Source organism: Chromobacterium sp. W521 (genome assembly GCF_052805975.1).
Window position 1 is genome coordinate 221,083 of record NZ_JBRBAF010000002.1, and the last position, 21,204, is coordinate 242,286.

Sequence of the window (21,204 nt, forward strand, 5' to 3'; positions counted from 1 at the left end):
CCGCCTATGTTCGCCATCGATATTGCCCAACTGGTCCGCTCCGCGTTGGAAGAGAGCGGCTGCGATCCCGCCCTGCTGGGCGAATTGGACAGCCATTCCACCATCGCGCTGGACTTGCACGATCTGCCCAGCATCCATGTCAGCGCTCAGGACGGCGAGGTGTGGCTGTGGTCGCGGGTGGGCGAGCACAACGAGGCGGTGTTGGCCCAGCGCGCCGCCCAGCTCTTGCAGGACCTGATGCAGGGCTGCCATTTTGCCCGCGGCGGTCAACTGCAACTGGCCGCCAATGAGGGTTATCTGGAACTGAAGGCGATGGCGCACCCGGATTATCTGGCCGACGGCAAGCGCTTCTCCAAGGCGCTGAACGGCTTCTTCGACGCGCTGGAGCGCTTCAGCGAGTCGCTGCTGCGATGAAAGCGCCGCGCCTGTTGCGCCGGCTGGCGTATCCGCAACGCCTGTCCGGCCCCATTCTGGAAGCCGCGCTGCCCGAGGTGGCGATAGGCGAGCTGTGCGACATCCGCCGCAGCTGGCAAGACCGCGACGTGGTGGCCCGCGCCCAGGTGGTGGGCTTTCAAGGCCCGCGCGCGGTGCTCAGCCTGATCGGCAACGCGCGCGGCCTGTCGCGCGAGGCAGTGTTGCAGCCCACCGGCCGCGCCTTGGCCGCCTGGATCGGCGAGTCCGCGCTGGGCGCGGTGCTGGACCCCACCGGCCGCATCGTTGAGCGCTTCGCGCCCGAGGCCGGCGTGGGCGGCGAGGAGCGCGGCATCGATGCCGACCCGCCGCCGTACTCTCGGCGCGTGGGCATACGCGAGCCGCTGGCTACCGGGGTGCGCGCCATCGACGGCCTGCTGACCTGCGGCGTGGGCCAGCGCGTCGGCATCTTCGCCTCCGCCGGCTGCGGCAAGACCATGCTGATGCACATGCTGATCGAGCAGAGCGACGCCGACGTTTTCGTCATCGGCCTGATCGGCGAGCGCGGCCGCGAAGTGACGGAGTTCGCCGAATCGCTGCGGGCCTCGCCCAAGCGCGATCGCTGCGCGCTGGTGTTCGCCACCTCGGACTTCTCCTCGGTGGACCGCTGCAACGCGGCGCTGCTGGCCACCACGGTGGCCGAGTACTTCCGCGATCAGGGCAAGAAAGTGGTGCTCTTCGTCGACTCCATGACCCGCTACGCCCGCGCGCTGCGCGACGTGGCGCTGGCCGCGGGAGAACCGCCGGCTCGGCGAGGCTACCCGGCCTCGGTGTTCGACAGCCTGCCGCGGCTGCTGGAGCGCCCCGGCGCCACCCGCGGCGGCAGCATTACCGCCTTCTACACCGTGCTGCTGGAAAGCGACGACGAGCCGGACCCGATGGCGGACGAGATCCGCTCCATTCTGGACGGCCACATCTATCTGAGCCGCAAGCTGGCCGGCCAGGGCCATTACCCGGCCATCGACGTGCTCAAGAGCGCCAGCCGCGTGGCCTGCCAGGTGTGCGACAGCGGCCATCTACAGGCGGCCTCGGCGCTGCGCGCCTTGATGGCGCGGCTGGAGGAGCTGCAAGTCTTCATCGACCTGGGCGAATACCGCCCGGGCGAGAACTCGGACAACGACCGCGCGATGAACGCCCGCGACACGCTGCGCCGCTGGCTGTGCCAGCCGGTGGACGAGGGCGCGGGGTTCGCCGACACCCTGCGCAGCCTGCATGAGCTTGTTGCCTAAGCTGGGCGCGCTGCTGCGCCGTTGTCAGGCGGCGCAATCGCGTTGCGAGGCCGAGCTGGTTCAGCTGGCGCGCCAGGACGGCGCGTTGGCGGCGGAGCAAGAGGCGTTGGCTTCGCAGGGCCAGGGCCTGCGCCAATTGCTGCTGGCGCAACGACCGGCCGGGGCGATGAGCCGCGGCCAGCTCTTCGCGTTGCAGCGCAAGCAGGCGGTGCTCCGCCGCCAGTTGCAAAACCTGGACCTGCAAAGCGGACAGTTGGAGGAGCAGCGCCAAGGCCTGGCCGGCCGGCGCGAGGAACAACAGGCTTTGCGCCGGCAATGGCTGCGCAAGGAAGACAAATATCAACGCTGGGCCAAGTTGCAGCGCCGTCAGGAACGCATGCGGCGTTTGCGGCTGGACGAGGCCGAGCAGGAAGAGAGGACGATATGGAAGCGATGACGCCCATTCCCGCGCCGAGCGCGGACACCCGGCCGGCCACCGCGGCCGACGCGGACGGCGCCGCCGAGGCCTTTGCACGCGAAGCCCAAAGACAGCGGCGAGACGCCGCCGATCCGGACCGCGACGGCGAGGACGTGGCCGGCGAACGCGAGCAAGACCGCTCCCGCCTGCCGGCAGGAACCTTGTGGCAACCGCCGCTGCCGCCGCATTGGCATGCGGCGCGGTTGAACGCCGGCGGCCGCCGCGCGGCGGAGGCCGCTTTGTCGGCGCCGGGCAAACGGGGGCAGGCGCCTTTGGGCGACGGAGAACGTCCGTCCGCCGATGCCCGCGGCAAGACCGCCGCCGGGCCGCAGGGCCTGCGCGCCGCGGCGGCGCTGGCAGCTGAGCACGCCGCCAGCCTGACGCCGGCGGCCGACGCGCCGGTCAAAGTCGGGGCGCAGACGCTGGGGGCGCTGTTCAAGGCCGAGCCGGCGCCGCGAAAAACCGAGCACGCGCCGGCCAAGGGCGAGGTCGCGCTGCCTGGGGCCGCCGCGCGCGTAGAAGCGTCTATCGCCATGTCCACGGCTACGCCGACGCCGCATGGACGGAGCGCGCCGAAAGCAGACGCCGCCGCGCCGGCTCCCGCGCCGACGCCGGCCGTCACGCGCGAAGGCGGCGAGGCGCGCAAGAACGAGACCGCGCCGGCGGCCGCCGCGCCGGTTGCGCCGCAGCAGGCCCAAGCGTCCGCGCCGGCGACGCCGCCGCGCGATACTGCGCCGCCGGCGCGGCCGCGCCAGGACCCGACCCCGGCTCAGGCACAAACGACCTTGTCCGCGGCCAGCGCGCCGGAACCGGCCCAGCCGGGCCTGACCTACCGCTTCCAGCGCTGGGGCGGCGAACACGCGGTGAACGTGCAAAGCCAGCCCGGCGGCGTGCTCAGCCTGCAGCCGTCGGACAGCCTGGTGCAACAGCGTTTGGGCGAGCAATGGCAGTCCGGCAACCCGCAGCAATGGCAGATGGCCCGCGACGACGGCCGCGAGCAGGGGCGGCAGCAGCCGCAGCGGGATGAGGAGGAGGACGCCTGATGCTGGCGCTCAGACAAATCGACGCGCGCGAGCGCGCTTTGCAGCGCGCCGCCGCGGCCTGGAGGCGCCAGGGTTGGGACGCCACGCTGGAAACGCCGCCGCGCGGCGGCTTGTGGTTGTCGGTGGCCGACGCCGAACAGCGCTGGCAGGGCTGGCTGCAACCGCGCGCGTGGCTGGAGAGCGCCGCGCCGGAACTCGCGCGGCTGGCGCTGTCCGCCGGCGTGGAGGCGCAGGCGGCGCAATGGCTGGCGGCGGCGGAACGGCCGTTGACGCCGCCGATGCCGGAGCTGGCCTATCAGCGCTTGAGCCTGGGCGAAGCGGGGCCGGGCGACGCTTTGCCGCGCCAGGCGCTGCTGCGGGTGATGTGCGCGGAGGGGCCGCTGTGGCTGGAGCGCGCGCCGGCGTTCGAGGCGGGAGACGCGCTGGACCCGGCGCCGTTGCTGAGCTGGCCGCTGCGCTTCGTCATCGGCGACAGCCGCCTCAGCCTGGGTCTGTTGCGGGGGGTGGCGCGGGGCGACGTGCTGCTGATCCGCGAGCAGACGGCGGCGGTGCGCTGCCACGACCGCGCGCTGGGCACTTATCAATCGTATGAGGAAGGAATCGTCATGGAATGGGATGAATCGCAACAGACTACGGAGCAGGAAGCGCCGGCGCGAGACATGGGGCAGCTGCCGGTGGAACTGGAGTTCGTGCTGCATCGCGGACGGGTGACGCTGACGGAGTTGCAGGACTTGTGTTGTGGCCAGTTGTTGAACCTGCCGGCGGATGTTGAGCGGCGGGTGGAAGTGCGCGCCAACGGCGCGCTGCTGGGACGCGGGGAACTGGTGCAGCTGGCCGGTCATCTGGGGGTGGAAGTGACGGAGTGGCTGGGCGGAGCCGCCGATGTCGAATGATATTTCGCTGATCGCGCTGCTGGCTTTCGCCACGCTGCTGCCTTTCCTGATCGCTTCCGGCACTTGCTTCATCAAGTTCTCCATCGTGTTTGTGATGGTGCGCAACGCATTGGGTTTGCAGCAGGTGCCGTCCAATATGACGCTCAACGGCATCGCGCTGATGCTGTCGATGTTCGTGATGCTGCCGATCGCTCAGCAGGCCTACAGCCATTACCAGGAAGAACAGGTCAGCTTCAACAGCGTGGAGTCGGTGAGCAACTTCGTTGAGAACGGTCTGGACGGCTATCGCGGCTATTTGCAGAAGTATTCCGATCCGGAACTGGTGAGCTTCTTTGAAAAAGCCCAGGCGCAGCGTACCGAACGCGAAACCGGCAATGCGGCCGAGGACGAACAGCCGTCCATTTTCGCCTTGCTGCCGGCCTACGCGCTCAGCGAGATCAAGAGCGCGTTCAAGATCGGCTTTTATCTCTACCTGCCCTTCGTGGTGGTGGATTTGGTGATCTCCAGCATCTTGCTGGCGCTGGGGATGATGATGATGAGCCCGGTGACGATATCGGTGCCGATCAAGCTGGTGCTGTTCGTGGCGCTGGATGGCTGGACTTTGTTGTCCAAGGGACTGGTGTTGCAGTACCTGGACCTGGCGACGTAATGGGCGGCAAAACCGCCAATGCTGCGTTGCGCCTCCTTGCCGTGCTAGATGCACTGTCTGCGTCGGCGCGCCTTGCCTTGGCCGCTGCGCGCGGTTTTGCCGCCCATTACCTAGACCTGGTGATTGTATGAATGAAAAACCGCCGATGCTGCGTTGCGCCTCCTTGTCGTACGACGGGTACTGCCTGCGTCGGCGCGCCTTGCCTTGGCGGCTACGCTCGATTTTGCTTCCTGAGTCTTGGAGAGCTGAATGGCTTTAATGGCGCGGGCGGAGTGCCGCGCTGTCCATGCCGGCCGCCTCAATTTTGGAGTTTTGCTATGAATGATCTGGTGTTCGCCGGCAACAAGGCGCTGTATCTGGTGCTGCTGATGTCGGCCTGGCCCATCATCGTCGCCACCGCCATCGGCCTGCTGGTGGGCCTGTTCCAGACCGTGACCCAGTTGCAGGAACAGACGCTGCCCTTCGGCATCAAGTTGTTCGGCGTCAGCCTGTGTCTGTTCCTGCTGTCCGGCTGGTACGGCGAAACCCTGCTCGGCTTTGGCCGGGAGGTGATGCGCATGGCGCTGGCCCGGGGCTGAGACGGATGCAGTTTGGCCTGTTCTTCGAAATCCACGGCTGGGTGGCCTCGGCCGCGCTCGGTTTCGCCCGCGTGGCGCCGGTGTTTTTCATCTTGCCCTTCCTGAACAGCAATGTGCTCAGCGGCGTGGTGCGCACCTCGGCCACCATGCTGGTGGCGCTGGGGCTGTGGCCGCATCCGGTGGAGGCGCTGCCGGCCTTTCAGGCGCTGCCCTTCCTCGCGATGATCGCGCGCGAGGCCGCGGTGGGCCTGCTGCTGGGCTGCCTGCTGGCCTGGCCGTTCTGGGTATTCCACGCTCTGGGCAGCATCATAGACAACCAGCGCGGCGCCACCTTGAGCAGCAGCATAGACCCGGCCAACGGGGTGGACACTTCGGAATTGGCCAATATGTTCAATCTGTTCGCCGCCGCGGTTTATCTGCAAGGCGGCGGCATGAGCCTGATGCTGGACTTGTTCCGTCAGAGCTATCAGCTGTGCGACCCGCTGGGCGTTTGCACGCCGGCGCTGCAGCCGACGCTAAGCCTGCTCAATCAGGTGATCAGCAAGGCGGTGGTGCTGGCCAGTCCGGTGGTGGCGGCCTTGCTGTTGTCCGAGGTGGTGTTGGGCCTGCTGTCGCGTTTCGCGCCGCAGATGAACGCCTTCGCGGTGTCGCTGACGGTGAAGAGCGCGGTGGCGCTGTTGATCATGCTGATGTATTTCGGCCCGGTGTTGCCTGATACGGTGACGCGGCTGGCCTTCCCGCCGGAAGCGCTGCCCGGCTGGCTGAGCGCGCCGGTGCGTTGAGATGTCGAACAAGACCGAACAGCCCACGCGCAAGCGCTTGCAGGACGCGGCCAAGAAAGGCCAGTCCTTCAAGAGCCGAGACCTGGTGGTGGCCTGCCTGACCCTGTGCGGCGTCGCCTATCTGGTGTCCTTCGGCTCGCTGGTGGAGCTGATGGGCGCTTTCCGCCAAGTGATCGCCGGCGGCTTCCAGCAGGACATGCAGGGCTATGCCCAGGCGGTGGCCTGGCTGGGCATCAAGCTCTTGCTGCCCATCTTTTTGCTGTGCATCGTCGCCTCCGCCTTGCCGTCTCTGCTGCAAAGCGGCTTCGTGCTGGCCAGCGAGGCCTTGAAGCTCAATCTGGAAGCCTTGAATCCGGTCAACGGCTTCAAGAAGTTGTTCAGCCTGCGCACGGTGAAGGAGGCGGTGAAGGCGCTGCTGTACTTGACCAGTTTCGTGGTGGCGGTGCTGGTGCTGTGGCACAAGCACAAGGCGCTGCTGTTCGCCCAGCTCAACGGCGATCCGATGGGCATGGCGGCGATCTGGCGCGAACTGCTGCTGGCGCTGGTGTTGACCTGCCTGGGCTGCATCGTGGCGGTGCTGGTGCTGGACGCGATCGCCGAGTACTTCCTGTTCATGAAGGACATGAAGATGGACAAGCAGGAGGTCAAGCGCGAGATGAAGGAGCAGGAGGGCAATCCGGAGATCAAGTCTCGCCGCCGCGAGGCGCATATGGAGATCCTGTCCGAGCAGGTGAAGTCCGACATCGAAAACTCGCGCTTGATCGTGGCCAACCCCACCCATATCGCCGTCGGCATCTATTTCAAACCCGAACTGCTGCCCATCCCCTTCATCTCGGTGATGGAGACCAATCAGCGCGCGCTGGCGGTACGGGCCTACGCGGAGAAGGTGGGCGTGCCGGTGGTGCGCGACATCCCGCTGGCGCGGCGCATTTTCGCCAGCCATCGCCGCTATTCCCTGGTCAGCCTGGACGAGGTGGAGGAAGTGCTGCGCTTGCTGATGTGGTTGGAGCAGGTGGAAAACGCCGGAGCGGAGGCGTCTCCGGAGCCGCCGCAGGCGGAGCAGGGGACGGGCGCGTGCGCCGCCGGCTCTGCTGTGGATAAATCCGCCGGCACGCCCGCTTCTGTGGATAAGCGGGATGCTCAGGAGGGCTGAGCGCATTCACGTCCTCAAAACGCGCGGGACCGTGAACAGGCCCTCGCCTGGCTAAGCCAGCCTCTTCCCTGGCCGCTGCGGTCCCAAAGCCGGCAGGACCGTATTGAACAAGCCCGGATATCCGATGCGCCCCCGCCATGAGCGATTCCTGAATGTTTCCCCTCGTCGGCCGCTGTTAAATGACAGCGGCGACGGTCATTTCACACCCAAGACAACCGTCGTCTCTAGCCAGCTCTGCCGGGTTGGTGACAGCGATTAGGAGATGTTTGATGAACCCTGAAGACAATGTCAGCGACGACCGCCTGGCAGAGATGGTCTGGGAAGCGGTAAGCGCAGGCGCCACCCTGAAAGACGTGCACGGCATTCCGCCGGACATGATGGAAGGTCTGTACGCCCACGCTTACGATTTTTACAACAAGGGAAGGCTCGACGAAGCGGAAACCTTCTTCCGCTTCCTATGCATCTACGACTTCTACAACCCCGACTACATCATGGGGCTGGCCGCCGTGTGCCAGCTCAAGAAACAGTTCCAGAAGGCCGCCGATCTGTACGCGGTGGCTTTCGCCCTGAGCAAGAACGACTACCGGCCGGTGTTTTTCACCGGACAGTGCCAGTTGTTCATGCGCAAGGCGGCCAAGGCCAGGCAATGTTTCGAGCTGGTGTGCGAGCAAAGCGACGATGAGTCGCTGCGCGCCAAGGCCCAAGTGTATCTGGACAGTTTGCAGGAGACGGAGGCCGAGCAATCCCGTCAGCAGGAAAAGGAGCAAGCATGAGCGGTAACACTATCGGTCAAGGCTTCAATCTTGGCAGTGCTGAGCTGGCGAAAGCGCTTTCGGGCAATACCCAGGCGAGCGAGAAATTCGTCGACGCCGCGCAGAAGTCTGCGCAAGCGCTGTTCACGATGCGCGTCAGCGATGACGCCGGCGCCGCCAAGCCGCGCGGCGACCTGAACACGCCGCCGCTGACCCAGCCCACGGCCAAGGCCAAGGAAGAGCTGGACGGAGCGGGCAAGCTGACGCTGCTGCTGGGACAGTTGATGTCCTTGCTGGGCAACGTTTCGCTATCGCAGCTGGAAAGCCGCATCGCCACCTGGCGCGCAATGATGGACGCGCAAGCGGCGATGGGCCAGAAGCTGTCGGACGAATTGCAGCAGGCGATAGGCGAGGCGGAACAAGCCACCGAAGCCTACCAGACGGCGCTGGGCGATTTGAAAACGGCCAAAGAAACGTTGGAAGCGGCCAAGCAGAAACTGGCCCAGGCCCAGGCCAAGCTGGATGGCCTGACACCGGAAGACGCCGGCTACCAGCAGGCGCTGGCGGCGCGCGATCAGGCCGCCAACGAGGCGCAGGCCGCCAAGCTCAAGGCCGACAAGGCGGAACAGGCCGCCACCGACGCGCACAATCTGGCCAAGGACAAGACCGCCAAGGCCGACTCGCTGTTGACCCAGGCTCAGGGGCTCAATACCAAGGGCGGCGCGGTGCAGCAAGGCGCGGAAGACCACCTGACCGGCGTGGCCAAACTGACCATGCTGATGGCGATGTTCGTCGAGATGGTGGGCAAGAACAGCGAAGAAAGCCTGAAAAATGATCTGGCATTGTTCCAGGCCATGCAGGAAGGCCGCCAGAAGGAAATGGACAAGAAATCCGCCGAGTACCAGGAAGAAGTGCGCAAGGCGGAAGAACTCAATCGCACCATGGGGTGCATTGGCAAGATTCTAGGCGCGGTGCTGACGGTGGTCAGCGTCGTGGCCGCAGTATTTACCGGCGGCGCCAGCCTGGCGCTGGCCGCGGTGGGCCTCGCGCTGATGGTGGCGGACGAGGTGGTCAAGGCCACTACCGGCGAATCCTTCATGGAAAAGGCCATGAAGCCGATCATGGACGCCGTCATGACGATGCTGAAGCCTCTGATGGACCTGGTGGGCAAGATCGTCAGTGAAACGCTCAAGGCATTCGGCGTGGATAAAAACCTTGCGGATACCATCGGCTCCATCGCCGGCATGATTTACGCCGCGGTTGCCATGGTCTTTGCGGTGGTGGCGATCTCCATGGTGGGCAAGGGCGTCGCTAGCAAGCTGGGCGGGGCTCTGAGCAAGATGATGGGCGATTCGATGCGAAAGATGGTGCCCACCCTGCTCAAGGAGATGGCCAAGAACGGCAGCAAGGTGTTGACCCAGGGCTTCCAGCGCCTGGCCAACAGCCTGGGCCTGCCCAAGGACGCAGCGGCCAAGCAACTGATGGCCAACACCCTCAACCGCGTGGTGGTGGGCGGGGAAGTGGCGCAAGCCGCCACCCAGGCCGGCGGCAATGTGGCGCAGGGCGTGTTCATGAAGAACGCCAGCGACATGTTGGCGGACTTCACGCTGGCGCGCGCCGCGATGGAGCAGATCGAACAATGGCTGAAGCAGGCGGTGGAAGTCTTCGCCAGCACCCAGAAAGTCACCCAGGACCTGACCACGATGATGTCTTCCGCGCTGCAGCAGAATGCTGAGGCCGGCCGCTTCGTGCTGCGTCAGAGTCACGCTTGAGTTAGGAGAGAATATTATGGCAACCATTATTGGCAGTGTTTCCACCCACAATCCGTTTCCGGCGGCGCTTGAATCCGGCGCGGCTGAAAAATCCTCCGTCGCCAAGTCCTTGGTGGACATCAAGGACATCCTGCCCATCCTGAACAGCGCCGGCCGCGACGGCAAGGCGCTGGCCGAAGTGATGAGCGGCCCGCAACTGCGCCCGCCGTCCGCCGAGGTGAGCAAGCAAGTGACCGACGCGCTGAAGAGCTATTTGAGCGAAAAAGCCCAGGACCCGGCTTTTGTTCAGGACCTGGGTGCTGTGTATCGGAAGGTTGAGTCCGGCGTCAGCAAGCTGGTGGACGACAAGGTCAAGGAGCAGGCCGAACAGGGCAAGCCCTTCGACATCAGCGGCATGGCGCCCAACGGCGCGGCCTTGATGGTGGCCGCCATTGTGCTGATGTCGGCGCTGCGTACCGCCGACAACACGCTGAGCAGCAAGCTGTCGCTGGTGGGCTTCGACGCCACCAAGGCCACCGCCGCCTCCATGGTGCGCGAGGGCGTGGCCAATCTGTCCAGCAGTGTTGTCCAGAGCGTCGGTCAGATGGCCATTACCGGCGTGGGCGCCAAGAAGAGCCTGAGCGGCATCAACGCCGAGCGAGGCGCGTTGAAGAACAACGCGCCCAAGCTGGCCAAGCTGGGCGATGAGGGCCGCAACATCCAGTCCACGCTGGGCCGCCAGAACACCGTCAAGCTGGGCACCGACGCCGACGGCCTGAAGCAGGTGGGCTTGAAGCCGCAGCAGCCTGGCGCGGCCAAGCCGGGCGCGGGCGAGTTGAACGCGCAGTCCAACGCCGCCGGCAGCGTGGCGGACGGCATGGCCGGCGACAAGATCGGCCTGCAGTCCAGCAACCAGCGTTTGGCCAAGGAGCATGAAACCGCGCTGCGCAGCGCCGGCGAGAACTTGTCTGTGAAGGGACAGGCGGAACAGCTGGCCATGGACGACACCAAGCTCAAGGCTCAGGCCAAGCAAACCACAGGCAAGGCGATCATGGACAGCTCGTCCGCGGCCAGCAATATTGCCGGAGGTTCCGGCCGCTACGCCGCCACGCTGGAGCAGTCCGAGCAGCAGATCAGCCAGGCTTCCAGCCGCGTGGCCAACACGGCCTCCGAGGAAACCCGCGAGAGCAGCCGCAAATCCGACAGCTTCATCCAGGAGCTGCTGCGCACCTTGGACAACATCAGCCAGTCCAAGAACGCCGCCATGGGCGCGGTGGCCGGCAACATTCGCGCTTGATCCGCTAGCCCGGAACCGGACGGGACCATCCCAGGCTCCGTCCGCCGGCCCGGCCATCCCGGTCGGGTCGGCCTTCCATACCATTCATCCCGCCAGCGCCTGGGCGCCTGCCTCGGCGCTGGCCATGCAGGGGAATCCCCATGAACGGCATTCAAACCACTCTTTCCACGCCGCTGACGCGGCCACAGCTTGCTGAAACCCCGGCCGCCGCGCCGCGCGCCGATGTCGCCGGCGTTGCTGTCGAAACCCGCGCCGCCGCGGCGCAAGGACCGGAGCTGTCCGCGCTCAATACCGCCCAGGGCAAGGCCGACGCGCTGCGCCAGGCCAACGAAACCCTCCGTCGTGTCGTGGAAGGGCAGACCGCCTATGAAAGCAAGCTGGCGGATCAGCGCTGGCAGGCGGCGATTGCCGGCGGCGAACAGCCGCCGGCCGAGCGCGTGGCATTCCAGCGCGGCGCTTTGACGCGGGCGCTGGACCAGGCTCGCGACACGCAGACCCTGACGACTCAGCAGCTCAGCGGCAGCTTGAATAGCGTGGCGCAGAGCGGCTACGTGATGTCCGCCGAGCAAAAGTCGAAGTTGCAGGCCGATATCGCCGACACGCTGGCCGATGCTCCGCCGACGGCGCGCGAGTTTGCCGCGCCGATGCTGTTCTCGGCGCCAGGCGCGACCGGCGACGTGATTTCCGACCGCGAACTGTGGGAAATGATCGGCGACTCCATCGGCAATATCAAGGACGGCTACCTGGGCGTGTATGAGAACGTGGTGGGCAAATACATCGAGTTCTACCAAGAGTTCAGCGACATCCTGTCCCAGATGGCCGGTTGGATCTCATCCAACGACAAGGGCGACAAAGTCACCCTGAGCGTGGGTGAACTGTACGACGCGCTGAAGCAATTGAAGGCGAAATACGAGAACACGGAGTTGTTTGCCAGCACCGCCGATACGCCAGAGAAGGCCAAGGAAGAAGCGGAAAAATGGGCCGCGGAACTGGGCTTGCCCAAGGAGTGTGTGAAGGAACAACCCAAGGGTTCAGGCAGGTACGTGGTGGTTATCGACACCGGTCCGGTGCAGAAAATGATGACGGCGCTGGAAGGGCTGGCGGGCGGCGTGCCGGCGAAAGACAAAAAGGTGGAAATGGACAACGCCAAGTTCCAGTCCTGGCAGTCCGGCTTCAAGGCGCAGGAGGAAAACCTGAAGAACACCCTGCAAACGCTGACCCAGAAATACAGCAACGCCAACTCGCTGTTCGACAATCTTGTCAAGGTGCTCAGCAGCACCATCAGTAGTTGCACGGAAACCGCCAAGTCCTTCCTGCAAGGCTAAGAGCGGCAGACAAAACTCCCGCGATGCCGCGCGCCGATTTGCCGTACGACGGCTACCGTCGGCGCGCCTTGCCTCAGCCGTAAAACCGACTTCTGTTAGCCGCTCTATAAGGCTAAGGAGAACCACATCATGCCCATTACCGGAGCATCCCCTCTACTGACCCGCTCGCTGTCCATGCCGGCGGACGCGTCGCGGCGGCCGGCCACCCCGCTCTCGGAGCGTTTCAGCGGCGGGCGCAGCAGCGCCGCCATGCCGGCGCGTCGCCACTCGGTGAGCGATCCGGCCAGTTTCAAGGCCCAGCATACCCGCGACAGCGTGGCGGCCTTGTTCGCCGCCTCGACGGACGCCAAGGCGCTGGACAAGCTCTACCTGGCTTCGCCCAATGTCTACGCCAAATTGGAAATCGAGGAGTTCGCCAAGGTTTACGCGCAGCTTAAGCAGCAGCTGGATCTCAGTCCGCAGGACGCAAAGTCCCTGGACGATCTGGCGCAGCAATACACCGCCCGAATCCTGAAAGACGGCCTGGGCGCCAAATCCGCCTTCGGCCCGTGGACCCAGAGCACCAATAAGCAATACCAGCTGCGCAATCAGCTGGAGCACAAGCTGGCGCTATTGGCGCACCAGCATTGCGGCGGCGACACCATGAAGCTGGGCAACGACTTCATGCAGCGCGAGGTCAGCACCTTCATCCTGTCCTATGTCGAAACCCAACTGGGGCGTTCACTGGATGCAGCCACCGGCGAGCAAGTGATGGAACTGGTGGACAGTGCGGCGAAGCTGGCCTTCGACGCGCTGCGTCAGAGCCGCGGCGAGATGCTGGGACTGAGCGGCACGAGCCTGGGACGGCAGGCGCGCGACCTCGACACCGTGGCGATTCTGCCGCAGCTGCTGCGCAGCGTGCTGGCGGGGCTGGGGCAGGAGACGCCGCCGCGAGCGACGCCGGATCTTCCCGACGCGCCCAAGGGGCCGGACGCTCCCAAGCCCGATCCCTCCACCGCGCCGGCGGGCGGGCCCAATATCACCATCAATGTCGGTGGCATCAACATCGATAACAGCGTGAATATCACGGGTAGCGGCAATACCTCGGATAGCGGCAACAGCAGCCGCAGCCAGCGCCCCGCCCGTGTAGGGCGAGATCCAAACAGGCTGGTGCAACGTTTGAATCTGAAGATGCATCAGCAGCAGCAAGGCGCTCAGCGCGGGTCGGAGAGCGGCGATGAACAGACCCGCCGCGCGGCCGCCTCTGGCGATGGCGCAGGGCGTTCGTTCCGCTCCATGGAGACGCAAACGGAGGCAACCGGCGGTCGCGATGGAACGTCGCGTACGACCGAAGTGCAAACGCCGGTGACGGATCTGGGCACCTCGCGCATCACCGTCAGCTCGACGGATGCCGAGCGCGTGGTGATCCCCGCGGATGCGTCCACGCAGGCCGACGACACCGCCGCCGCTTCCCCGCTGTCTTTCAAGCTTTGGCGCAGTAGTTTCCCCGAGGTGGTGTTGAAGTCCGTCATTTACCAGTCCGATGCCAACAAGGCGGCCGGCGCGTTGGCGCAGGACATCCGCACCGCCATGCTGCTGGACAGCCGCAGCGAACTGGACCGCGGCCCCCTGGTACAGGCGCGAGATGCTTTTTTACCCAAGCCCGGCTCAAGCGAGGACGAAAAACTTTATGGTGCGGCCATGTCGGAAACAGCGTGGCAGCATTTGCGGCAGGGACTGGAACAGCACCCGCAGCAGGCGCAGCTGCGCGGCCAGATCCTGAAAACAGCGCGCTTGACCAGCATCGGCAAGTTCGAGGGCGACAAGGACTGCGTGATCCGGCGCTTGCTGAACTGGGCGTCCGTCCAGGCGCCGACGGCCGGTCAAGCGACCACTGGCGCCGGCCAGCGCGTGGAAGGGGTGTTGCGGAGAGATCCCTTCAATGTCCAGAATCTGTCCAGCCAGCCGGTAGCCCATGCGGCCACGGCGCAACGCAGCCAGCCGCTGACGGCGCCGACGCGGACGGATACCCCGCCGGTCCAGGCCGATGGCGGCGTGGAACCGGCGCGCGCAGAACCCAAGGCGATGGATCTGCGCAGGCAAGCCTTCCTGCAAGGGATGCTGAACGGTGCCACCGCCGCGCCAGCGGCCCAAGAAGTGGAACGGCTTCAGTCCGCAAGACCTGATCTGGACGCGGCGGAGCCGACCACGGAGTATTTCTCGCCGGTGATTATGAACGAATCGACGGTCAAAGTGGCCGAGCTGAGGAAGAACAAGGGCTTGGAGCAATTGTCCGTCAACACATCCTTGATGGATGGACTGAGCGGGGCCTCGAAGCCCGCGGATAGCGTGCCGGCCGAGCTGACCTCGATGCGTTTCCAGCCAGTGACCATGAGCAAGCTAGGTGTCAAAGTGGCCGAGCTGCGTCGGAACAAGGCCTTGGATCAGCTGTCGGCCAGCCAGGCCTTGATGGATGGATTGCGCGCAGCCTTGAAACCTGTGGACGACACTCCGATTGAGACGCAACAGAGCTGGGGAAGCCTACTGGTTGAAGCCTTGTCGGAAGGCGCTTTGAAGCAACAGGCCGCTCTGCCGGAGACTTTGAGGCAAGCGTTGAGCACGCATCCGCAGCGCCTGGTATTGGCGGAGTTCGCCCAGCGGTTACGAGACCAGACAAATCTGTGTCCGTCTGTTGCTGGGGGGCCTTATCCCTTGGTGGGGGCTTTGTTGGAGGGGCTGGGCGTTAGTGCCAAAGCGCCGTCCCGTGTTATCACTACCGTGGATGGCAAGTATTTTGATGCCAGCGGTGTGAAGGGAGCGGCGCAGTGAGCCCCAAACTTGAGCAACAAGTGGTGGCGGTAATGGCCTGTTGCCTTTCGGTGGAGGAGTCCAAGCTGCAGCCGCAGGCGTTGCTGGTGGATGAGTTGTACGCGGACTCGATGGAGCTGCTGGACATGGTGTTGCTGTTGAACGACGAGTTCGGCATCGAGATCGGCGTCGACGACATCGTCGACATCAAGACCGTGGCCCATGTCTGCCAGGTGGTGGAGCGGCAGCTGGCGCGCCGTGTCGCTCAGTCGCCGCTAGGCTCCGCTTGCGGCAGCGCGGCCTCCAGCGCCTGAAGCAGATCCCGCAGCCGGGCGGAGTCCGGTTGCGGCAGGCGCAGCGCGGTTTGCATTTCCGCCGCCAGGGCGGGCAAGCGCGGCAGGCCGGCGCTGAGGGCCACGCCGTGCAGGCGGTGCGCGTAGTGTTCCGCCTGCGCCCAGTCCCGCGCCTGCAAGGCCTGGCGCAGCGCGGCGGCGTCGGCGTCGCAGCTTTGGCTTAGCAATTGCGTCAGCTCGCCGTCGGGCGGGGCCGGCGCGGCGGGCTGCGGGCCGGGGCGGTGGTCCAGCCACAGCGTCATGATCTGTTCCAACTGGGCCAGCCGCAGCGGCTTTGTCAGGCAGCTGTCTATGCCGCTGTCCAGACACCGCTGCTGGTGTTCTATGCCGGTGGTGGCCGAGATGGCGATGATGGGCAGATAGGGCTGCCACTGCAGCGCCGGGTGGCGGCGCAGCCGCAGCGCCAGTTGATAGCCGCTGATGCCGGGCAGGTTGCAGTCCAGCAGCGCCATCGCAAAGCGCTGGCCCTGATCCAGCAAGGCCAGCGCGGCGGCGCCGTTGTCCGCCGTCACCGCGCGGTAGCCCAGCTGCAACAACTGCTGGGCGATGATGAAACGGTTGGCCGGCTGGTCCTCCACCACCAGGATGGGGTCGCAGGCTTCCTTGAGCGCCGCCGGCGCGCTGACGGCGTCCGGCTCTGCGTCCGCGACGGCTTCGGCCGGCGCATGGCGCACCGGCAGCCACAGCGTGACCGTGGTGCCGCGCTCCGGCTGGCTGTCCAACGCGATGCGGCCGGACATCAACTCAACCAGTTGCCGGCAAATCAGCAAGCCCAGCCCGGTGCCTCCGTAACGCTGCTGGGTGTTGTCCGCCTGCGCGTATTCTTGAAACAAGCGGGCCTGCTGTTCCGGCGCGATGCCGATGCCGGTGTCGCTGACCTGGATGCACAACAGCGCCCGTTCCTTTTCTATTTCCTGCAGTTCCAGCCGCAGGCTCACCCCGCCCTGACGCGTGAACTTGACCGCGTTGCTGAGCAGATTGCTCAGAATCTGGCGCAGGCGCACCGGGTCCACCACTAGCAGGCGGCCGCACAGGCCCAACATTTTCAGCTCTAGCTCCAGCCCCTTCTTTTCCGCGCAGGCGCGATAGATCGCCGCCACGCCGCTGGCCAGCGCCGCCGCGTCGGTGGCCAGCGGCTCCAGGCGCAGCCGCCGGGCGTTGAGCTTGGACACGTCCAGCACATTGTCCAACAGCTCCAGCAAATTCACCGCCGAGGCGTTGGCCAGCGCCGCCAGCTCGCGTTCGCGCGGCGGAAGTTCTGCCTGGCGCAGCAGTTCCACCGAGGCCAGCACCGCGTTCATCGGCGTGCGAATTTCATGGCTCATTACCGCCAGAAAGGTGGATTTCTCCGCCTCGCTGCGTTGGGCGGCGCGGCGGGCGGTGTGGGCGCGCTGAGCGAACACCAACAGCAAGAGCAGGACTAGGCCGACGCCGGCCAGCTCCAGCGCGTAGTAGCGGGCGATGGAGTGCCAGGAGGGCGCGCCGTAATCGGTGGTTTGCAGCCAGTCTTCCAGCATGTGCTCGGTGTCGTCCGCGGTTAGCTGCGCCAGCGAATTATTGATGATGGACAGCAGCTGCGGGTGGTCCTTGTTAACGGCCATCGACACCAGTCTGGGCATTTCGCTGACGCTGCCGGCAATGCGCAGCGAGCCGTAATAGCGGCGGCGGATCATGGACTGCATTACCGCGTCCAGCCCCACCGCGGCGTAGGCCTTGCCGTCCGCCACCGCGTCCAGCGCCGCCAGCGGCGTGGGCGTGGCCACAATGTTCACGGCGGGAAAATTCTCGCGCAGGAAGTATTCGTAAGGGTCGCCGCTTTCCACCGCGATGGTCTTGTTGGACAGCTTGGTGGTGCTGAACACGATGGGCTTGTCCGGCTGGGTGACCAGCACGGTGCTGCCGGAAAAATAAGGATCGCTGAAGCGTATGCGCCGTCCCGCTTCCGGCGGGATCAAGCCGGAGGACAGCGCGGTGAGCAGATCGATGCGGCCGCTCAGCATCATGTCCACCGCTTGCTGGCGGTTGGCCACCGGCACCAGCTCGAAGCGCAGGCCGCTGATATCGGAAATGCGGCTCAGATAAGCCTGGGTCAGGCCGCGGTGCTTGCCGTCCTCCAGGTATTCGATAGGCCAGCCGTGCGGGTCTATCGCGTAACGCACCACCGGGTGCTTGGCTAGCCAGGCGCGCTCCGCCTTATTGAGGCCGGCGCGGCAGAAGCCGGCGGGTAAGCAGAACGCCAACAGCAGACAGGAGAAGAGCAAGAGGCGCGCGCGCATGGCTTTAGTGGCTGGCCAGCCGGCTTTGCAGTTTGAACAGTTCGTTGTCGCTGCGCAGGCCCAGCTTTTTCAGCGCCGATTGCTTCTGGTTGCTGATGGTTTTGATGCTGCGGGAGAACTTGACGGCGATGTCGCTGACCGTCATGCCGTCCAGACAGCAGCGCAGCACCTCGCGCTCGCGCGGGGACAGTTCCGGGTGATCCAGCAGGCTGCGCAGCATGGCTTTCTGCGGCGCAGGCAGGTTGGCGCAGCTCTCGTCCAGCGCGGCGCTCATGTCCGGGCTCAGATAGCCGTGGCCGTCGGCCAGCAGGCGGATGGCCGCCACTAGCTCGTCCAGGCTCTGTTCCTTGCCGATGAAACCGTGCGCGCCGCAGCGCAGCGCCAGCGCCACCGTGGCCGGGGTGTAATAGGCCGACATCACCAGGATGCGCACTCGGGCGAAGCGCCGGCGCAGCCCGCGGATCAGGCTGAAGCCGTCGATGTCGCCGGGGCTGAGCGCGTAGTCGGTGACCACGACGTCGACGCCGTCGTGCTGTTTCAGATGCTGGATCAGCGGCGCGCTGCTGGTGAACTGTCCAGCCACGTTCAGGTCGGTTTCATTGGCCAGGCGGCCGGCCAGGCTGTTCAGCACCATCAGGTGATCATCCAGCAACGTGATCTGTATCGGCTGGCTCCGCAATGATTTGGCATCAGGCATATGAGTATCCCAACAGATGGCGGCGCGGCTGCGCCTTGCGCCATGGTTATGTCTCTGAACCTGTGTACTCTGTTGCGCGGGCGGCGGCTCCGGTTTCGCTCCGGCATCAGGCTTGGTATAGGCCATTACGCAAAGGTTTGGCGGCTTGGAACGCGTGCGCCGCGGGTCTGGCCGGTTGAGGAAACTGAGGGTGGAATGGCGGGACGGGCCAGGCGCTGCGGCGCGGCCGTCGTTGCCTGCGGCGGGGCCGGAGGCGAAGGCGTGCGCATTCGTGATCTCGTTCCCCGGATTGTTAAAGACGGCCAGCAGGCCATTATTCCGTGCCCGCTGCGCCTTGTGAAGCGATTTCGATGCATGCCGGCGGCGTTTAGCGCGCCGGCATGGAGTCGGCGGCGAGAGCCGCCGCCGGAGTGAGGGGGGATGCGCTGATTAGAACGTGTTCATGATCTCGCGAGCTAAGGCGAGACAAGGCGAAAACCGCTGAGAAAGCGGAATGGTCGAGTGGTACATGAGCATTTCGAAGCGGTTTTTAACGCGGTATCACCGAAGCGCAGCAGACTTTGAACAGGTTCTTAGAAACCCGAGAGCACGATCTTGCCCTTGGCCCGGTTGCTCTCCAGCAAGGCGTGGGCGCGCTTCAGGTTGGCGGCGTCGATGCGGCCGAAGCGCTCGGCCACCGTGCTGCGGATCAGGCCGGCGTCCACCAGCTCGGCCAGCCGGTTCAAGAGCAGATGTTGTTGAATCTGGTCGTCGGTGCCAAACAGCGAACGGGTGTACATGAACTCCCAATGCAGCGACACGCTCTTGCGCTTCAGCTCGCGCACGTCCAGCGCCGCCGGGTCGTCAATCAGCGCCAGCTTGCCTTGCGGCGCGATGGCGGCGGCGATCTCCTTGAAGTGGGCGTCTGTCTGATTCAGGCTGGCCACGTAATCCACCTGGGCGTAACCGATGCGCTTGAGCTCCTCGCTCAGCGGGAGACGGTGGTCGATCACATGGTGAGCGCCCAGCTCTTTGACCCAAGCCTGGGTTTCCGGCCGCGAGGCGGTGCCGATCACGGTCAGACCGGTCAACTGGCGAGCCAACTGAACCAGGATGGAGCCGACGCCGCCGGCCGCGCCCACCACCAGCAAACTCCGGCCGCTGGGCGCGCGGTTGTCCAGCACTTGCAGCCGGTCGAACAACAGCTCCCAGGCGGTGATGGCGGTCAGCGGCAAGGCGGCGGCCTGCTCGAAGTCCAGGCTGTGGGGCATGCGGCCGACGATGCGCTCGTCCACCGCGTGCAGCTCGCTGTTGGCGCCGGGACGGTGCAGCGCGCCGGCGTACCATACCTTGTCGCCGGGTTGGAACAGGCTAACCTTGCCGCCCACCGAGCGCACCACGCCGGCGGCATCCCAGCCCAGCACCTTGGCTTGGCCAGCCTCCGGCGCCGCGCCGGCGCGGACCTTGGTGTCCACCGGATTGACCGAGATGGCCTTAACCTCCACCAGCAGATCATGCTCACCGATGACGGGCTCGGGCAACTGCACGTCCCGCAGCGATTCCGGATGCTCGATAGGCAGGTTCTGGTAATAAGCGACGGCTTTCATATTCGTATTCTCCATAGTGCGGGGGCCGATAGCGCCCAGTGTTGATGGAGTGGATGTTATTCCTGTTTTTACGGGCGAAAAGCCAGCTAAAATTCGATTCAGTTTCAAAGAAATTTTGACAATCATGGTCCGTTTCGAAGATTTGCAGGTATTCGTCCGCGCCGCGGACAACGGCAGCCTATCCGCCGCGGCGCGTCAGCTGGACCTGAGCCCGGCGGTGGCCAGCGCGGCGCTGAAGCGGCTGGAAAAAACCGTGGGCGCGCAATTGCTGGCGCGTTCCACCCGCAGCCTGCGGCTGACACTGGCCGGAGAGCGCTATCTGGCCCATGCGCGCGCGGCGCTGGAGGCGGTGGAAGCCGGCGGCCAGGCGCTGGCCTTGCAGCGGCAGGCGCTGAGCGGGGAATTGTCGCTGTCCATGCCGTCGGACCTGGGGCGCAGCCGGCTGCGCGGCTGGCTGGACGCTTTCCTTGAGCGGCACGCCGGCTTGCGCCTGCAATTGCGGATCAGCGACAGGGTGGCGGATTTGTACCGGCAGCCGGTGGACGTGGCCTTGCGCTACGGCGTGCCGGAGGATTCCAGCCTGGTGGCCTTGCCGCTGGCGCCGGACAACCGCCGGGTGTTGTGCGCATCGCCGGACTATCTGGCGCGCCACGGCCGGCCGCAGTCGCCGCAGGAACTACGCCGCCATCAATGCCTGCGCTTGGTGTTGGGCACTGCGCTGCACGAGCGTTGGAGTTTCAGCCAGGGCCAACAGCGGGAGCTGGTGACGGTGGACGGCCGTCGCCAGAGCGACGACGGCGAAGTGGTGAGGCGTTGGGCGCTGGAGGGTTTGGGGATTGCCTATAAATCGCGGCTGGACGCGCTGGACGACTTGCGCGCCGGCCGTCTGCTGCCTTTGCTGGAGGACTGGCAGACCGAGGCCGCGCCGCTGTGCTTGGTGATTCCGCATCGCCTGATGCTGTCGCCGGCGGTGGTGGCGCTGCGCGAGCATTTGCAAGCTTGCTTGCAGGATTACCTGGCTGCGCCTTGAGCGTTGGTTTTCGGTGGGGGAGTGTGGTGGGTATCGCCTGTCGGCTCCCTCATCCTACAAACTATCCTGCGATAGCGCGGGGGGCGCCGTCTTCT

General features: G+C 65.5%; 19 protein-coding genes. 16 read left to right on the plus strand and 3 right to left on the minus strand.

Translation table 11 applies throughout. From position 1 onward, the window contains the following. Positions 1-6: 6 nt before the first annotated feature. The 15 genes from spaK to ACUXV1_RS03555 all read left to right on the plus strand — a co-directional run bounded on the left by spaK (position 7) and on the right by ACUXV1_RS03555 (position 15,481). Positions 7-414 carry an SPI-1 type III secretion system chaperone SpaK gene (spaK, locus tag ACUXV1_RS03485; protein ID WP_446014634.1) on the plus strand — a complete coding sequence of 136 codons (408 nt, stop codon included), beginning with the start codon at positions 7-9 and terminating at the stop codon, positions 412-414. After that, entirely contained in the window at positions 411-1,700 is a 1,290-nt protein-coding gene (gene sctN, locus ACUXV1_RS03490; RefSeq protein WP_446014633.1) for a type III secretion system ATPase SctN, read from the plus strand. The genes spaK and sctN overlap by 4 nt, the downstream gene beginning before the upstream one ends. Beyond that, entirely contained in the window at positions 1,684-2,136 is a 453-nt protein-coding gene (locus ACUXV1_RS03495) for a hypothetical protein (RefSeq protein WP_043640881.1), read from the plus strand. Before sctN ends, ACUXV1_RS03495 begins: the two co-directional genes overlap by 17 nt. Continuing rightward, positions 2,124-3,200, plus strand: a complete 1,077-nt coding sequence (locus ACUXV1_RS03500; protein WP_446014632.1) for a SpaN/EivJ family type III secretion system needle length determinant — start codon at positions 2,124-2,126, stop codon at positions 3,198-3,200. Before ACUXV1_RS03495 ends, ACUXV1_RS03500 begins: the two co-directional genes overlap by 13 nt. Further along, a complete protein-coding gene (locus ACUXV1_RS03505) occupies positions 3,200-4,093 on the plus strand; it encodes a YscQ/HrcQ family type III secretion apparatus protein (RefSeq protein WP_446014631.1) in 894 nt (297 codons plus the stop codon). The genes ACUXV1_RS03500 and ACUXV1_RS03505 overlap by 1 nt, the downstream gene beginning before the upstream one ends. After that, the gene (locus tag ACUXV1_RS03510; protein WP_043589695.1) at positions 4,083-4,742 is read left to right on the plus strand and encodes an EscR/YscR/HrcR family type III secretion system export apparatus protein; all 660 of its coding nucleotides are present in this window, start codon (positions 4,083-4,085) and stop codon (positions 4,740-4,742) included. The genes ACUXV1_RS03505 and ACUXV1_RS03510 overlap by 11 nt, the downstream gene beginning before the upstream one ends. 317 nt (positions 4,743-5,059) lie before the next feature. Then, positions 5,060-5,320, plus strand: a complete 261-nt coding sequence (locus ACUXV1_RS03515; RefSeq protein ID WP_019104573.1) for an EscS/YscS/HrcS family type III secretion system export apparatus protein — start codon at positions 5,060-5,062, stop codon at positions 5,318-5,320. Positions 5,321-5,325: 5 nt separating this feature from the next. After that, positions 5,326-6,102 carry a type III secretion system export apparatus subunit SctT gene (gene sctT / locus ACUXV1_RS03520; protein ID WP_043640888.1) on the plus strand — a complete coding sequence of 259 codons (777 nt, stop codon included), beginning with the start codon at positions 5,326-5,328 and terminating at the stop codon, positions 6,100-6,102. A 1-nt stretch (position 6,103) separates the two neighbouring features. Further along, complete coding sequence (locus ACUXV1_RS03525; RefSeq protein WP_446014629.1) at positions 6,104-7,255, plus strand: EscU/YscU/HrcU family type III secretion system export apparatus switch protein; 1,152 nt, start codon at positions 6,104-6,106, stop codon at positions 7,253-7,255. Positions 7,256-7,524: 269 nt separating this feature from the next. Then, positions 7,525-8,028 carry a type III secretion system translocator chaperone SicA gene (gene sicA, locus ACUXV1_RS03530; protein WP_043640891.1) on the plus strand — a complete coding sequence of 168 codons (504 nt, stop codon included), beginning with the start codon at positions 7,525-7,527 and terminating at the stop codon, positions 8,026-8,028. After that, positions 8,025-9,779 carry a type III secretion system translocon subunit SctE gene (gene sctE, locus ACUXV1_RS03535; RefSeq protein WP_052370802.1) on the plus strand — a complete coding sequence of 585 codons (1,755 nt, stop codon included), beginning with the start codon at positions 8,025-8,027 and terminating at the stop codon, positions 9,777-9,779. The genes sicA and sctE overlap by 4 nt, the downstream gene beginning before the upstream one ends. A 16-nt stretch (positions 9,780-9,795) precedes the next feature. Then, positions 9,796-11,055, plus strand: coding sequence for an IpaC/SipC family type III secretion system effector (locus ACUXV1_RS03540; RefSeq protein WP_043640893.1), 1,260 nt, complete (start codon positions 9,796-9,798; stop codon positions 11,053-11,055). Between the two features lie 140 nt (positions 11,056-11,195). Continuing rightward, on the plus strand, positions 11,196-12,380 hold the full coding sequence (gene sctA, locus ACUXV1_RS03545) for a type III secretion system needle tip protein SctA (protein WP_446014628.1): 1,185 nt from the start codon (positions 11,196-11,198) through the stop codon (positions 12,378-12,380). Positions 12,381-12,509: 129 nt separating this feature from the next. Then, a complete protein-coding gene (locus ACUXV1_RS03550; protein WP_446014627.1) occupies positions 12,510-15,188 on the plus strand; it encodes a hypothetical protein in 2,679 nt (892 codons plus the stop codon). Next, complete coding sequence (locus ACUXV1_RS03555) at positions 15,185-15,481, plus strand: acyl carrier protein (RefSeq protein ID WP_143330155.1); 297 nt, start codon at positions 15,185-15,187, stop codon at positions 15,479-15,481. Before ACUXV1_RS03550 ends, ACUXV1_RS03555 begins: the two co-directional genes overlap by 4 nt. Here ACUXV1_RS03555 and ACUXV1_RS03560 read toward each other — a convergent pair. The 3 genes from ACUXV1_RS03560 to ACUXV1_RS03570 all read right to left on the minus strand — a co-directional run bounded on the left by ACUXV1_RS03560 (position 15,433) and on the right by ACUXV1_RS03570 (position 20,079). Then, the gene (locus ACUXV1_RS03560; RefSeq protein ID WP_446014624.1) at positions 15,433-17,796 is read right to left on the minus strand and encodes an ATP-binding protein; all 2,364 of its coding nucleotides are present in this window, start codon (positions 17,794-17,796) and stop codon (positions 15,433-15,435) included. The two genes, ACUXV1_RS03555 and ACUXV1_RS03560, sit on opposite strands and share 49 nt — an antisense overlap. Positions 17,797-17,800: 4 nt before the next feature. Then, positions 17,801-18,493: a response regulator transcription factor gene (locus ACUXV1_RS03565; RefSeq protein WP_043640909.1), complete on the minus strand. Its 693-nt coding sequence runs from the start codon at positions 18,491-18,493 to the stop codon at positions 17,801-17,803. Between the two features lie 572 nt (positions 18,494-19,065). Further along, the gene (locus ACUXV1_RS03570) at positions 19,066-20,079 is read right to left on the minus strand and encodes a zinc-binding alcohol dehydrogenase family protein (RefSeq protein ID WP_249605220.1); all 1,014 of its coding nucleotides are present in this window, start codon (positions 20,077-20,079) and stop codon (positions 19,066-19,068) included. A gap of 124 nt (positions 20,080-20,203) precedes the next feature. Between ACUXV1_RS03570 and ACUXV1_RS03575 the strand changes: the two genes are divergently transcribed. Further along, positions 20,204-21,109, plus strand: a complete 906-nt coding sequence (locus tag ACUXV1_RS03575; protein WP_081554520.1) for a LysR family transcriptional regulator — start codon at positions 20,204-20,206, stop codon at positions 21,107-21,109. Positions 21,110-21,204 lie beyond the last annotated feature (95 nt).